The sequence below is a fragment of the Flammeovirga sp. EKP202 genome (assembly GCF_014534745.1).
Classification (GTDB): domain Bacteria; phylum Bacteroidota; class Bacteroidia; order Cytophagales; family Flammeovirgaceae; genus Flammeovirga.
In genome coordinates this window covers 84,787-98,771 of sequence record NZ_JACVVP010000001.1, presented here as the reverse complement: position 1 = coordinate 98,771, position 13,985 = coordinate 84,787, and the positions used below count along the sequence as shown (strand labels likewise).

General features: G+C 34.2%; 14 protein-coding genes. 4 read left to right on the top strand and 10 right to left on the bottom strand.

The features are described from left to right. The first annotated feature begins 201 nt into the window (after positions 1-201). Entirely contained in the window at positions 202-1,167 is a 966-nt protein-coding gene (locus IC221_RS00420; protein WP_188167084.1) for a hypothetical protein, read from the top strand. A gap of 170 nt (positions 1,168-1,337) precedes the next feature. Here the strand turns inward: IC221_RS00420 and IC221_RS00415 are convergent, their stop codons facing one another. The 5 genes from IC221_RS00415 to IC221_RS00395 all read right to left on the bottom strand — a co-directional run bounded on the left by IC221_RS00415 (position 1,338) and on the right by IC221_RS00395 (position 5,584). After that, complete coding sequence (locus IC221_RS00415) at positions 1,338-2,060, bottom strand: 3-ketoacyl-ACP reductase (protein WP_223241246.1); 723 nt, start codon at positions 2,058-2,060, stop codon at positions 1,338-1,340. Beyond that, a complete protein-coding gene (locus IC221_RS00410; RefSeq protein WP_188167083.1) occupies positions 2,044-3,579 on the bottom strand; it encodes a Dabb family protein in 1,536 nt (511 codons plus the stop codon). The genes IC221_RS00415 and IC221_RS00410 overlap by 17 nt, the downstream gene beginning before the upstream one ends. Positions 3,580-3,598: 19 nt before the next feature. Then, the gene (locus IC221_RS00405; protein ID WP_044210295.1) at positions 3,599-4,072 is read right to left on the bottom strand and encodes a heme-binding protein; all 474 of its coding nucleotides are present in this window, start codon (positions 4,070-4,072) and stop codon (positions 3,599-3,601) included. 85 nt (positions 4,073-4,157) lie between these two features. Further along, positions 4,158-4,724, bottom strand: a complete 567-nt coding sequence (locus IC221_RS00400; protein ID WP_188167082.1) for a Crp/Fnr family transcriptional regulator — start codon at positions 4,722-4,724, stop codon at positions 4,158-4,160. 20 nt (positions 4,725-4,744) lie between these two features. Beyond that, on the bottom strand, positions 4,745-5,584 hold the full coding sequence (locus tag IC221_RS00395; RefSeq protein WP_188167081.1) for a LysR family transcriptional regulator: 840 nt from the start codon (positions 5,582-5,584) through the stop codon (positions 4,745-4,747). A 119-nt stretch (positions 5,585-5,703) separates the two neighbouring features. Here IC221_RS00395 and IC221_RS00390 point away from each other — a divergent pair, with 119 nt between their 5' ends. After that, on the top strand, positions 5,704-6,435 hold the full coding sequence (locus IC221_RS00390) for an SDR family oxidoreductase (RefSeq protein WP_188167080.1): 732 nt from the start codon (positions 5,704-5,706) through the stop codon (positions 6,433-6,435). Between the two features lie 134 nt (positions 6,436-6,569). Here the strand turns inward: IC221_RS00390 and fmt are convergent, their stop codons facing one another. From fmt to IC221_RS00365, 5 genes are all read right to left on the bottom strand, one after another. After that, a complete protein-coding gene (gene fmt, locus IC221_RS00385) occupies positions 6,570-7,496 on the bottom strand; it encodes a methionyl-tRNA formyltransferase (protein WP_188167079.1) in 927 nt (308 codons plus the stop codon). Positions 7,497-7,502: 6 nt separating this feature from the next. Continuing rightward, the gene (locus tag IC221_RS00380; RefSeq protein ID WP_188167078.1) at positions 7,503-8,213 is read right to left on the bottom strand and encodes an RNA methyltransferase; all 711 of its coding nucleotides are present in this window, start codon (positions 8,211-8,213) and stop codon (positions 7,503-7,505) included. A gap of 150 nt (positions 8,214-8,363) precedes the next feature. Next, the gene (locus tag IC221_RS00375) at positions 8,364-10,124 is read right to left on the bottom strand and encodes an ABC transporter substrate-binding protein (protein WP_188167077.1); all 1,761 of its coding nucleotides are present in this window, start codon (positions 10,122-10,124) and stop codon (positions 8,364-8,366) included. 301 nt (positions 10,125-10,425) lie between these two features. Then, complete coding sequence (locus IC221_RS00370) at positions 10,426-10,836, bottom strand: Hsp20/alpha crystallin family protein (protein ID WP_188167076.1); 411 nt, start codon at positions 10,834-10,836, stop codon at positions 10,426-10,428. Positions 10,837-10,866: 30 nt separating this feature from the next. Continuing rightward, entirely contained in the window at positions 10,867-11,268 is a 402-nt protein-coding gene (locus tag IC221_RS00365) for an Hsp20/alpha crystallin family protein (RefSeq protein ID WP_188167075.1), read from the bottom strand. Between the two features lie 300 nt (positions 11,269-11,568). On the opposite strand from IC221_RS00365, the gene IC221_RS00360 reads away from it, so the two are divergent. Together IC221_RS00360 and IC221_RS00355 are read left to right on the top strand one after the other, a co-directional pair. Continuing rightward, entirely contained in the window at positions 11,569-12,057 is a 489-nt protein-coding gene (locus IC221_RS00360) for a MarR family winged helix-turn-helix transcriptional regulator (RefSeq protein WP_188167074.1), read from the top strand. Between the two features lie 57 nt (positions 12,058-12,114). Further along, complete coding sequence (locus IC221_RS00355) at positions 12,115-13,902, top strand: murein L,D-transpeptidase (RefSeq protein WP_188167073.1); 1,788 nt, start codon at positions 12,115-12,117, stop codon at positions 13,900-13,902. Positions 13,903-13,985: the final 83 nt, after the last annotated feature.

Here is a 13,985-nt window from a genome sequence, read left to right as displayed (position 1 = left end):
AGTACTTTTTTATAGAAGAACAATCAAAACGCAATACTAATCAAAAGTCTCTTTGTCAATTCATTAGCATCATAATTTTTTCAAAAAATAGTGAATAAACAATCATTCATATGTATATTTACTATATGAATGAAAAAATAACACTTGATATGTCCATTTTTTCTTAAAAAAAGAATTATTGATAATAACCTCATAAATACTATGGCACAGCAAAGAAAAAAGCCCTCTACCCGTAGTACCACTAGCCGCACCGCTAGTAAGGCTTCCACTACAGCGAAAAAAGAAACTACTTCCGCAACAGAAAATGTAACACCTCCAGAAACGGAAGAAAAAGTGAACGAAACGGTTCAAACAACGGCCTCTGATGTTGTTGAAAAAATTACAGAAACAGTAAATGAAGGGATTTCTACCGCTACAAAAATGGTAGAGGATGCCCAAGAAAAAGTAGAAGAAAAGGCAAAAGAAACCATTCATACTGGTCAGGAAAAAGTCATTGAAGCCACTGATAAAGCGGACTCTAAAGTTGAGGAAGTTTTAGAAAAGACTGTACTAAAATCACATGAAGTCATTAAGGAAGCTTCAACTTTCTCTAAATCTTCAGCCACTACTGCCAATGAAAAAGCCTCTGCAATTTTTGATCAGACAGAAGATGCTGCTGGAAGATTGATTACTGAAGCAAAAAGCTTATCTGATGCTGCTATAGATAGTGTTGAGGAAACGACTAAAAAAGTATTATCAAGTACGAAGGAGTTAGTAGAAAGTACTTTTATCAACACGCAAGAGGTTGTGACATCTTTGGTGAGCAATGGTAAGACCTTCAAGGATATGGCCTATGAGAAAACATATGAAACGATTGACAGTGTTACTTCTCAAGCGGATAGCTTAGTAGATGAATCACACCGTTTTATTAAAGATACTTCATCAAAAGTATTTAGTACTTCTAAGGAACTTGTCAATGAACCTGTTGATACCATTTCATCAACAGCAATTAATGCAAAAGAAGCTACCACAAGTGTATTTACAGAAGTGTCTGATAAGCTTCTTAGAATGTCTCCAGTGGAACTTCCAAAAATAGATGATGTAAACGAAGCTCGTCAGAATATTAGAAAGTTTATCACTAACGGAACTGCAGCGATGATTTACCCTGTAGTTCGTTTATTAAGATAATATCAACTGAACAACAAACACCCCGAGAAAAGCTTTTTTAGTCATTTTTCGGGGCTTTTTTATGCTAAAAAAGGAGTGTTCTTTGTAGGCTATAACGTCGCAGGGTAAAGAAATCGATCAACTTAACAAACCTAAGAAGCACTCCTTAAAAACTATTCAAAAATTGGTGACTAACCTGGGTTAGTTGACCATAATGCCGCACTTTTTAGCATTGCTCTTCTTGGTAGTTTTAACGCTGATGAAATCAATTCTGCAAAATCTTCTGGTTGTAAAACTCGCTCTTCTGAATCCTCTCCGGCTATCATTCCCAAGTCTTTTGTCATATCTGTTTCAATTGTACTCGGTGTAAGAGTAATTACTCGGATATTATTTTTCCTTACTTCTTTCATTAAGGATTCAGAAAGTCCTATTACTGCAAACTTAGAAGCCGAATAAGCTGATATATTCGCATTGCCGTTCAACCCTGCCGTTGATGCCACATTGAAGATATCTCCTTCATTTTTTTCAATTAAATAGGGAAGTACTTCTTTGGTGACATAGTACAAGCCCATTACGTTGGTTTGAATGGTTCTCTCCCATTCTGAAACTTCCATTTCGTTAAATGAACCGATACTTGCTATTCCTGCATTGTTGACAAGAATGTCTACGGTGCCTAACGCTTCAATCAATTTTTTGATATTCGTTTTTACTTCTTCGTAAACTGAAACATCAAAAACTGCATAAGTTGCATTCACTCCTAACGCCTGTAATTCTTTTGTCGTCGCTTTTAAGACTTCTTCATTTCTGCCTGTAATTCCAACATCAATTCCCTCTTTAGCCAATGCAATTGCAGTTGCTTTCCCTAAACCTCTTCCTCCGCCAGTGATAATGGCTTTTTTATTTTTCAAGCTCATAATTTTGTTTTTCTGTCCAATAATCAATTACAAATACATCATCTATGATAGGGCCTACTATTTTCACCAATTCCAAATGAGCTTTGTGAAATAAATAGATTTCTCTTGCAGACTCATCATCAAATATCAATGTAAAACAGTGTGTAAAACCTTTACTCATGCCTTCTGTACTGTCATTTAATCCCCATTCAAGATGTGTGATAGCTGGAATATGTGTCTTTAAATCCTCGAATGTTTTCAGTGCTAAATCAATTTGATCTTGCGGTGTACCTTCTTTGAATTTCAAACTTACAATATGTTTAATCTGCTGATTTTCTCTCTTTACATTAGGAGCTATCTTGTAAGTCACCACCTTTCCAAGGTCAAATCGGAAAGATCCTGCAATCAAAAATTGTTGATTATTTAGCTCATGTGCTCTTAAACCATAATAGATAGAAAAACCTGTTTCTAAATAATTGATAGGTTTTAAAATACCCTCCTGATTAAGTTGACAAAGTTGAATACTTTCATCATCTCTTGTTCCAATTGCCAAGATCGCTTCATGATCACTCGTTGAAACTACTTCAATTCTTGTCTGCCCTTTAAGTCGTGTATTTTCAGTATCTTTTAATACAAAATGAGGTACTAACGCTCCTTTTTTATCAATTTTAAATACTGTCACACCATCACCGTGATATACAAAATCGGTGTTCTTAATAAAGCCCTTACGCTTATAATATTTATGGTGTCGGTGTCCGGCAATTATATAATAGTTTTCCCCCAACTGAACTCCAGTTACAGGGTAAGTTCCTGTCAAATAACGATTAGTTTCATTATCACTAATGTTATTGATGTTTTTAAATGTTCCATTTTCATAAACTCTAAAACTACTGATGCCATTGTCCTGAAAACCCCCTGTATATAAATAGGTTTTACCGTTGATTTGATGCGTAAACATTCCAATGATACCATCTGTATGCACAACATCATTATCTTTCAATGATTGTACATGAGAAAGTTTACCATCGTTTTGAATCTTATAGCAACTCAAACCTGGAGTTTCTTCTAATCCACCAACAAAAAGGTAAGATGCTTTTTTCATATGAACCACCTGTAGTGTGATCGCTACTCCAATAAACGTTTCATCAGTATCTTCAGTGATTGCCACTCTTTCGATAGACCCGCTTTCTAAGATTTTAAATGTTTCTACAGCGTTTCCATATTTATTGGCAACAAAAAGAAAATCCGTTCCACGAATATTATCTGCTACCATTCCCCTTGCAGGTCCCTTTTGTTTGTGCAATTCATGGTTACTGATAGGAGTTAATTGCCCTTCTGAGTTTAGTTCAAAGACATCAATGTTTCCAAAACCTCCAACATATACAAAGTCTTTATCTCCTTTTTTATAGGAAGTAACTGTTACTGTATTTTTTGCTGAAATCCCTTTAAAATCTTGTCTTACTAACCTCAAACTATCCTCTTGAGCATAGGCAGTTTGGAATAAAAAGACAATAAAAAAGTAGTTGAATAAAAATTTCATAGTATAGTTTTTCTAATGTTTACTGCAAAATAGTATTTGCTCCTGCAATCGCAATAGCTCTATCCTGCTCAATCGTTCCGCCACTTACACCAATAGCTCCAATAATTACATTATCCTTATTTCTGATTGGAATGCCTCCTGGAAAAGTTATCAAACCTCCATTGGAATGTTCAATATTATAAATAATACCTCCCGGCTGCGTTAACTCTCCCAAATCTCCAGTATCAATATTGAAATATCTGGCAGTTTTGGCTTTTTTAATCGCTACATCAATGCTCCCCAAATAAGATTCATCCATACGGATAAACGCCTTCAGGTTAGCCCCTGCATCCGTTACTGCAATATTGACTAAAACATTGGATTCCTTTGCTTTTTGTTTGGCTGCTAGAATAATCCTCAACGCCTCTTCATCAGTGATATCATATGCATTTTGAGCATAAGTGAAGTTTGAACTGAAAAGAGTGATAGTTATAAAAAATAATAGTTTGTACATCTTAAAAACGTATTTGTGAATTCAAATACAAAATTCACAAACTGTTTTCAGAAAAAAATTGAACTAGTTCAACTCTTTGTAAAAATTATTGTTTTTTGATCTTACTTAAAAACTCATGTGTGATCCCAAGGTAACTTGCCATTTGTTTATCGGTGATTTTTGAGGCAATACTAGGGTAAGTAGATAAAAAGTTTTGATAACGTTCTTTTGCTGTTTCACAATGATTTCTGATCAATCGGCGTTGCCAAGCCACCAACGCTTTTTGAGACATCACTCTAAAAAGCTTCTCGACGATCGGTAATTTTTCATAAAGCATCAATTTATCAGTTCTGTTGATCATGAGTACTTCACTATCTTCCAAAGCTTGCATGTTCAAGTGGGAAGGGTTTTGATGCATAAAACTATCATTATCCATCAACCACCAATCTCTTGCTGCAAAATACAGTGTATTGTCACTTCCTTTTTGATCTAAAGTAAAAATTCGAAAACAACCATTCAGTACAAATCCTTCAAACTTACAAACATCACCCTGTTTCAAAAGGTGTTCTTTTTTCTTGAAGGTTTTGAGCTGAAAATACTTACAAAATTCTTCTAATTCAGAGGCTGAAAACTGTACATGCTTATTAATATTTTGCTTTAAAAGTTCGTTCATTTTGTCTGTTTATTTGACTTTCAGAGTAATTCATTATTTGAAAATAGTTGAATGATTTGAGCAACAGCTGGGTTTCTTAAACTGTCTTTGGGATAAGACAAACCTACTTCTCTATAAGAAATTGGTCCTTTATACTTTTTGATCTGAAATCCCTCCCATTCTTTTACAAAAGACTCTGGAAGAAAAGTTATACCCAAACCGGCAATCAACAAAGTAAGTACATCATTCTTGGTCGCACAATTGGCTACAGTTTTCCATTTGCCTCCTAAATCATTAAGGATTGATAAACTTTGTTGGTGGGCTTCACATGGTGGACAATGAATAAACGGTTCTCCTTGTAAATCCGTAATTTCGATCTCTTCCTTATGACTTAAAGGGTGTTGATTGGGAATACACAAAACGTAATCTTCTTTCCATAAAGGCAAGAATAGGTGGTCATCAAATTTCCATTCTCTGACTAACAAATTTAATTCACAATCTCTACCAATTGCTCTGATGTCCCACTCTATAGTATTTACTTCTTTATTGATGGCTAAATAAAATTCTTTTTTCAAGGATTGCGGTAAACTGTCAGCGATACCGAGAACAACTTTTTGCTTAAAATCTTTATGCTTAAATAATTCAGGAATCTCATTTAGTTCTCCCAATATTCTTTTAGCAATTGGATACAACTGATGGCCTTCCTCTTTGATAGTGACTCCTTTTTTATGGCGAACAAACAGGTCTTTCCCTAGTAATTCTTCCAATGACTTGATTCCATTGGATATATTGGGTTGTGACACAAAGCACTTTTCAGCTGCTCTTGATATATTTTTTTCTTCATATACCGCCACAAAAAAACGGAGTAATCTCTCATCCATAATAAATAGTTATAATAACGATACAAAAATAGTATTTTGATGATAAAAAGAGAATAAACACCTTTGTATCAACAAATAATAGACACATTTAATCATAAATAAATCTAATACTTCTCATTATGGAATCAACAAAAAAAGGTCTGATCGTTATTACTGGTGCTAGTTCTGGAATTGGTGCCGCCACTGCTCAACTCTTTTCTGACAATGGGTTTCCACTCTTACTTTTAGGAAGAAGAGTCGAAAAAATGGAAGCGTTGAACTTGCCAAATACTTTGATTAAAAAAGTAGATGTCACTGACTATGATACTTTCAAAACTGCCGTAACTGAAGCTGAAGAGCAATTTGGTCTAACTGAAGCTATTGTCAACAACGCAGGAATGATGCTCTTAGGAGATATTGCGGTTCAAGATCCTCAGGAATGGAAAAAAATGTTTGATGTAAACATCATGGGAGTATTGAACGGTATGCAGATCGTTTTACCTCAAATGAGAGAAAGAAAAGGAGGTACAATTATCAACATCAGCTCAATTGCAGGTAGAAAAACTTTCGGTAATCATGCTGCTTATTGTGGTACAAAATTCGGCGTACATGCTATCACAGAAAATGCTAGAGAAGAAGCAGCATTGGACAATGTAAGAATGGTAACTATTGCTCCTGGAGCTGTAGAAACTGAATTGCTTTCTCATACGAGCAATCAAGAAATAAAGGATGGTTATGAAGCTTGGAAAGAAGAAATGGGAAGTATCCTAAAAGCTGAGGATATTGCCAATGCGATTTGGTATGCGTTCAATCAGCCTCAAGGGGTGAATGTAAGGGAAATTGTTCTTGCAGCGACAAAGCAACAGCCGTAGAAGACTATTTGTTCTACAAACTTTAAAAGTGCTACTTCAATAAACTCTAGTATTGTAGTACTTAAAAATATTGGAATTCTTTTACTGGCATAAATCAAAAAATCCCGACCATTGAATTGATCGGGATTTTCTTTTTATTCGAATTTCGTTCCAAGTAAGAATGCTTTAACAGGCATCCTTTTCTTACCTTGCATTTGCCATTCATCTACTGAAATAAAACCATCAGCTGTTTTAATATAGAAATAGTTCTTATTATCAGTAGCATACCCTTTATCATTCGCTTCTACCTCTGTATCCATCACTTTCGACACCTTGAAAAGCTTATAGGTTTTACCCTCAATTTCAGTCCAAGCTGCTGGATAAGGAGATAATCCTCTTATAAAATTATATACTTTTTCCGTAGGTTGAGTGAAATCAACTTTACAAGTTTCCTTAAAGATCTTAGGAGCGTGTTTCGGTTCACCAACAATTTCTTGAGGAGTTGTTGCGTAGTTTCCTTCCTCAATCAACTTTACTGTTTTCAAGACTGTACCAGCACCTTTCTCCATTAATCTCATATACACATCTCCTACGGTATCTTCTTCAAGAATAGGCTCTTCTTCACGCATAATAACATCTCCAGTGTCAATCTCATGTTGTAAGAAGAAAGTCGTTACACCTGTTACTTTTTCACCATTGATGATCGCCCAGTTGATAGGAGCTGCTCCTCTATAATCCGGCAATAATGAACCGTGTAAATTGAATGTACCAATACGAGGCATATCCCAAACTGACTCAGGAAGCATTCTAAAGGCAACTACAATTTGAAGATCAACTTCCAATGCTTTTAATTCCGCTTGAAACTCTTCATTTTTTAGATTGGTAGGCTGAAGAATATTTAACCCTGCCTCCAAAGCATATTCTTTCACCGGAGACATATGTAGTTTTCTACCTCTACCTGAAGGTTTATCAGGTGCAGTAATCACACCAACTACATTGTAATTATTCTCTACTAAAATTCTTAATGAAGGAACTGCGAAATCAGGCGTTCCCATAAAAACAATTTTCAAGTCTTTATTCATCGTATCTTATTTTTTAAAAGTCTTCGCAATGGTTTCATGACGATCTAATGATTTACACACCCATGCGGCTTCTATTAATTTTCTCTCTTCTGGAGTCAACTTCCACTCACTTTCTGGTAGTTTTCTAAGCTTTGTACTGAGCGTGTGCAAACTCAATGCAGCACTCACTGATATATTAAAGCTTTCTGCAAAACCATACATTGGTATTTTCACTTTATAATCAGCCATTTCAAAAGCTTCATCAGAAATCCCCTCTCTTTCATTACCAAACATCAATGCTAAAGGTTCATCCACTGGCAAATCGTCAATAGATAGATCTGTATGTGGTGTAGTAGCTACCAATTTATATCCTTTCGATTTTAATGTCTGCATGGCTCCTTTGGTAGAATCATATGTGTTGACATCTACCCATTTCGCAGAGCCCATTGTTGTTTTTAATGAAACCTTAAACTTTGTATCTGTCTCAATCAAATGAAGGTTTTGTAAACCAAAACAATCACAAGTTCTTATGATCGCTCCTACGTTTTGAAGTTTAAAAACCTCCTCCAACAATACTGTAAAATGATTTGTTCTTTGAGAAAGTACCTTTTCTATTCCTTCTAATTTCTTTTCTGTTATAAATGTTTTCAAGTAATCTACTAAACCTTCTTCTTCAGCATATTTTTTAAAAGCTTCTGTTTTAAAAAACTTGAAATCATCATCATTCGCGTAAGGCATTTCTCTTCTTCTATTATTTCTAAAACTATGAAAGCTGTCCGTAAAGTGAAAATCAGCTTTACAGACAGCTTTAAGCAGTTATACAATTAAAATCTGAAGTTTTGGATTTTAATTGTATAACTGCTTATTCTTATCTTAATCTTTACAATCTTAGTTTACCTTTTCTTCAATTGGTGTCGTATTTTTCAAATCACCATCTACAAATTGAATAATCGGTACGTATTGATTGTCTTGAGCATCTTTATAATTGTAAGCAGGTGTCAGATAACCTTTTCTGAATTGATCACTTGCTTTTAAATCTTGTACAAAACCATTTCCATATTCGTTCAATATCAACCCAAAAGTAAATAGAGTTTCAAAACCATCATAAACAAAGCTTGAAGGTTGATTATTAAACTTCTCTTGATATTCAGCGATAAATGTTTTGGCTCTGAATGAATCATCGTCAAACCAATTAGGATATAGAATATTGATCTGTGCCGTCTCCATTTGAGAATAGCTCAATTGCTTGTACTTCAACCACTCTTGAGGTACGTAAGCAGATGCTACTGTCCCTAATGACAATAATGCACTTACCGTACTTAATGCCTCTACTTCATTCGTAACTGCAATAAATACATGAGCAGTTGAATCTTTTACTACTTCCAAAGAGTCATCATACGCCAACGGGTCAAACATTTCTTGTAGTAATGTAAATCCATCTACCGGATCAAACTCCTGATAAGCTGCAATTTTACCACCTTCTGCCTCATACGCTTCTTTGAAGGCTGCGGCCATCTGTTTTTCTTTCGTTGAATGTCCAAATACAACATATGTCTGTACCGTATCTGCTTGAATTCTTAGAGAATCATCTTCTGGATATTGCTCTAAAGCTACTAACTCTTGTGCTCTTAGTCTCTTTCCTAAACTTTTACCAATTGTCTCTGGTGTAGATGAAGCGATAAAGGCATTAGAAGTATTTTCAATAACTGCACTATTATTTGAAATTGGATTGACCATCGGAATCCCCGTTTCATTAGAGAACTTCTTTACCAATGGCAACATATCTGCATACAACGGCCCAACAATAAGATCAACGTTCATCATTTTTGGGTCTTCCAATAACCCTTTCAAATGAGTAGTATCTCTTTTGGTATCATAAGCCACGATGTCTATGTTCACCTCTCTCTTTACCAAATACTCTTGAGCGATTAAAATGCCTTGGTAGATATTATAAACAAATTCGTTTTTAACTCTTAAAGCATCTCCGTCAGTAGTTTCTGTAAAGAAAGGTAAAACAACAGCTACCGTATATTTATCTTTTTTCTCTGATTTTCGAACAACATGCTTATTGATTTCGATTCCCAAATTGGTAGAAAGCTTATTTAATAAAGCTTCGTCTCTTTCTTCTTTCGGCTGTTGTAAAAGCTTATGGAACAGCAAAGTAGCAAGTTCTTCATTATCATTCGCTTCACAAATTGGCTTCAACTCTTCTACAGAAAGTGTACTCAATTCTTGATAAATCATTGCACTATACTCTTTTTGGAGATGAGCATCAGTGATTTCACTCGACAACTTTAAACTCTCATTATACTTTTTAGTCTTTAAATAAGAACTCCCTAAAAGATATCTAGCTTGCTCTTTTTCGTCCCAATCAGCATAAGTTGTAATTGCTTTATTTAAATTATTTTGGGCTTCAGCAAATTTTCCTTCCTGATAATAAGCGTATCCAATCAATGTAAGAGCGTAAGGCTGCAATGTTGCTCCTTTCAAACTCATCATGTCTTGCAATACTACAATAGCAGGTTGGTACTTTCCTTGGTCTATTAATTGTTTCCCGTAAGTGTATTTCTCAACTTCTGTTTTTCCGCCTTGAGCAAAGGCATTCATAGAAAATAAAAAAGTTAAGATTAACGTGTAAAAGTATCTCATAAAAAAATGATCTTCTTCTTATTTAAACTGAGATAAAAATTTAGAATATGCTTTGATACTAAGAAAAATATCTTTCAAAAATCAAAATCAGTTGCAAGTTACAAAATCGCTAATGATTAAAAACACTTTGGTATAAATAATAGGTAATAGACCTTGAGGAAGTATAATTTTAAAACGAAAAAGCCAATCTCAAAATATGAGATTGGCTAAAAAAAGGAACTCTAAAACTATCTCTCTCGAATCCGTCTTACTCACCACAGTAAGAATCCGAAATCTGATAACGACTATTATTTATTATTGACTAGCTTATTTCAATTGTTTTCTTTTCTGCAGGAGCATTTTTTGGAAGAACAACAGATAAAATTCCATCGTCATACGATGCGTTAATTCCTTCCACATTTATATTGTTAGGTAGCGTAAATGATCTTTTGAAATCTTTACCCACAAATTCTCTCTTCAAATATTTAACTCCTTCTTGTTCTATTTCAGTATGCTTGTAAGTGACCACTAATTTGTTTTGTTCTATAGCGATCTCTACATCTTCCTTCTTAATACCTGGAATGACAATCTCCACTGTAAAACCTTCTGCATACTCTTTTACATTCATCGGAACTTGAGCATCTAATGGGTTAACTGTATCTAATACATTCACAACGTCACTCATAAGTGATGAAATAAAAGTTGTTGGGTAATCTGTCAACGAATGTTTCATTTTTCTAAATATGTTTTTGATTATGGTTAATTATCTTACTTCAATTTTAACAGGCTTTTTCTCTTCACTTTTTGGTAAAGTTACTGTTAAAATACCTGCATCAAATTTAGCTTCTAAAGCCTCAACTTTAATTAAATCAGTGATTCTAAATGCTTTCTCAAAATCACTCACTTGATAGGCATTCACCAAGAATTTCTCCTCCACTTTATTCTCTTCCTTAGGCTGCTTATAGTTAATATTCAATCTATTATTTTCAACATCGATTGAGAAAAACTCTTTTTTATAACCTGGAACTACTAATTCTAAATAAAATGCAGCTTCATCCTCCTTAATATTCACAGGTACAAATGATTGTCTACTTTTTTCAACTGCATTAATTACGTTTGAAACGAATGATCTTCTTGCTGATGGTCTATAGGTTGTAATACTCATGATTTTATTATTTTAATTTTAAATTGAATATCAAATTTACAGTTTGCTTATAGACAAGAGGTGTACCAAGTGAATAAATATGCCAATATGACATTTTTGTTTAACGGAATATTATATTTTAACGACAAATTGTCTTGTTTTAATTTACCAGCATGACAAAACGAGTAAAATAAAGTGGTTAAGTCTCTACTTAGGTGTGCCAGTACTCAATCATAATTTTCGCTTTTTATTTTTGATTAAACACAAACAATTAATTACATTACAGGACATTTAATTACTTATCAATTCAAATTCATATCTATGAGCACATTAATGAGCGAAGATGTTGAGAAAAGAAGACGTCTAACTAAAATCATAGCACAGGTATCTAGGTTAGGAAACTATACTTTGGGGCGTGCTTTTGAACGTGAAGGTTTACCTATTTCGAGAGAACAATGGGATGTGCTTGTAATGCTATGGGACAAAGATGGACGAGCTCAACAAGAGTTTGCTACATTTCTATTAAAAAATAGAGCTAGTATCACAAGTTTGGTCGATAACATGGAGAAGAACAACTTGGTGACAAGAGTTCCTAATCCTAATGATAAAAGATCAAAGCTTATTTATCTAACAAGAAAAGCAAGAGACCTTAAGGAACAAGTCGTAGGAATTGCTGAAGAAGCTATTCTTTCTATCACTAAGGGAATTCCATTGGAAGAAGTGGAACAAGCTGCAGACCTACTAACAAAATGTTTAGAGAATATCATGAAATATGATGAAAATATTCTCGAAGAACAAAAAGGAGAATAAAGCTCCACAACCTAACTAAAACAAGCTCTTAAAAACTGAAAGGTTACTTTCAAAAATATGCAACAAACTAATACTCTTGTTTGTTGGCAAAAGTGTATTGGTACAATAGTATTTTTTATCTCTATTCTATTTTCCAATACACTTTTTTCGCAACAGACTTCCGATATAAAAACCGTTCTTCAATTACTTAACACTGGAAACCATTCTTATGGTATCAAAATCTTTTCTGACAGTTTAATGCCACTTATTTATGAGAAAAGAAATTACCAACCCATTTGGAGTTCCAAAAAAAATATTGAAGATCTTATTTTTGTCATTAATGATAGTTACAATGACGGGCTAACACCTGAGCATTATCATTTGGCAAAAATCATAGAACTCAAAAATAAACCTTCACTTACAGAAGAAGAAAAAGCACTTTATGATATTGTGATGACAGATGCCGGCATTCTGCTTAGCTCACATTTGATTTGGGGGAAAGTACAACCAGAAACAATTTCCTCTACTTGGAATTTTGACACCAAGGAATTTACAGAAGATAGAATCAATCTCTTTTTGGCTCCTATCGAAAAAGAAATGATTCTTGAAGCAACAGCGGCCATCAAACCTCACAACCTCCTCTATAATGGTTTGAAAACTTCACTGAGAAACTTCAGAGAAATTGAAGCCAACGGAGGCTATGCTAAACTTCATAAAATTGAAGCCATCGAATTAGGTGATAATAACCAATTTATTCCGGAGTTAAGAAAAAGGTTAGCCATTACAGGCAATTTAATTCCAATTGATTCCACGGTACTTAAAGTAGATACAACTTTTAGATCTCAACAAGAAGGAATAGCTATTGTTAATGCTCCATCAAGTCAGCCGGTCATTGACACGGTTACATCGATGATTCCATTTAATCCTTCTCCTATTTTAGACTCTTCCTATGTTTCAATTCCTCTTCTAGACACTACATCTACAATCTATAATGATAATTTAAAACAATCTATCATTGCATTTCAAAAAATGTATGGATTAGAGCAAGACGGTAAAGTAGGAAAAGCGACCCTAAAAGCATTAAATGTCCCTATTGCTAATAGGATTAACACACTCAGAGTGAATCTAGAAAGAGCTCGATGGATTAATCATGAAGATGATGATAATTTCATTTTTGTCAACATCGCTGATTTTACCTTGTATCTTCATAAAGGTGAACAATGGTATTATAAAACAAATGTAGTGGTTGGTAAACCTTATCATCAAACGCCAGTTTTCAAAGCAAAGATGAGTTATATTGATATTAACCCTACTTGGAATGTGCCCTATAGTATTGCGAGTAAAGAAATGCTTCCAAAACTGAAAAAAGATGCAGGTTACTTGAAAAAGCAGAATATGAAATTATACGATAGATCCAATAACGAGGTGGATCCGTATTCTGTAGATTGGAAATCTATCAAGCAGAAAAGCTTTCCTTACTATATTGTGCAAGGTTCAGGCCCTGGCAATGCTTTAGGATATATCAAATTTATCTTTCCTAATAAGTATTCTATTTATCTTCATGACACACCTTCCAGGTATTTGTTCAAAAGAAATTCAAGAGCCTTTAGTCATGGTTGTATAAGAGTGCATGAACCTTTGAAACTTGGTGAACAACTCCTTAAAGAACAAGGTTACACTTTAGAAAAAATTGAAGAAATTGTTAAAACGGGCGAATTAAAAAGAGTGATTTTAATGGAAAGGCCTACAGTATATTTGCTGTATTTTACGGCAATGCTAGGTCCCGATGTTGCTGTACACTTTTATGATGACATTTATTCTAGAGACAAAAGGGTATTGAAAGAACTTGACAAGTCACTTTACTAAAGCGTCAAATTGTTTTCAAAGCATTTAAAAATCAACATATCATATGATAAAAATAAGGTCTAACATTTTTGAAATGTTAGACC

Coding starts and splice junctions, on each gene's coding strand:
- IC221_RS00420 (WP_188167084.1), top strand. CDS start 202: ATGGCACAGCAAAGAAAAAAGCCCTCTACCCGTAGTACCACTAGCCGC.
- IC221_RS00415 (WP_223241246.1), bottom strand. CDS start 2,060: ATGAGCTTGAAAAATAAAAAAGCCATTATCACTGGCGGAGGAAGAGGT.
- IC221_RS00410 (WP_188167083.1), bottom strand. CDS start 3,579: ATGAAATTTTTATTCAACTACTTTTTTATTGTCTTTTTATTCCAAACT.
- IC221_RS00405 (WP_044210295.1), bottom strand. CDS start 4,072: ATGTACAAACTATTATTTTTTATAACTATCACTCTTTTCAGTTCAAAC.
- IC221_RS00400 (WP_188167082.1), bottom strand. CDS start 4,724: ATGAACGAACTTTTAAAGCAAAATATTAATAAGCATGTACAGTTTTCA.
- IC221_RS00395 (WP_188167081.1), bottom strand. CDS start 5,584: ATGGATGAGAGATTACTCCGTTTTTTTGTGGCGGTATATGAAGAAAAA.
- IC221_RS00390 (WP_188167080.1), top strand. CDS start 5,704: ATGGAATCAACAAAAAAAGGTCTGATCGTTATTACTGGTGCTAGTTCT.
- fmt (WP_188167079.1), bottom strand. CDS start 7,496: ATGAATAAAGACTTGAAAATTGTTTTTATGGGAACGCCTGATTTCGCA.
- IC221_RS00380 (WP_188167078.1), bottom strand. CDS start 8,213: ATGCCTTACGCGAATGATGATGATTTCAAGTTTTTTAAAACAGAAGCT.
- IC221_RS00375 (WP_188167077.1), bottom strand. CDS start 10,124: ATGAGATACTTTTACACGTTAATCTTAACTTTTTTATTTTCTATGAAT.
- IC221_RS00370 (WP_188167076.1), bottom strand. CDS start 10,836: ATGAAACATTCGTTGACAGATTACCCAACAACTTTTATTTCATCACTT.
- IC221_RS00365 (WP_188167075.1), bottom strand. CDS start 11,268: ATGAGTATTACAACCTATAGACCATCAGCAAGAAGATCATTCGTTTCA.
- IC221_RS00360 (WP_188167074.1), top strand. CDS start 11,569: ATGAGCACATTAATGAGCGAAGATGTTGAGAAAAGAAGACGTCTAACT.
- IC221_RS00355 (WP_188167073.1), top strand. CDS start 12,115: ATGCAACAAACTAATACTCTTGTTTGTTGGCAAAAGTGTATTGGTACA.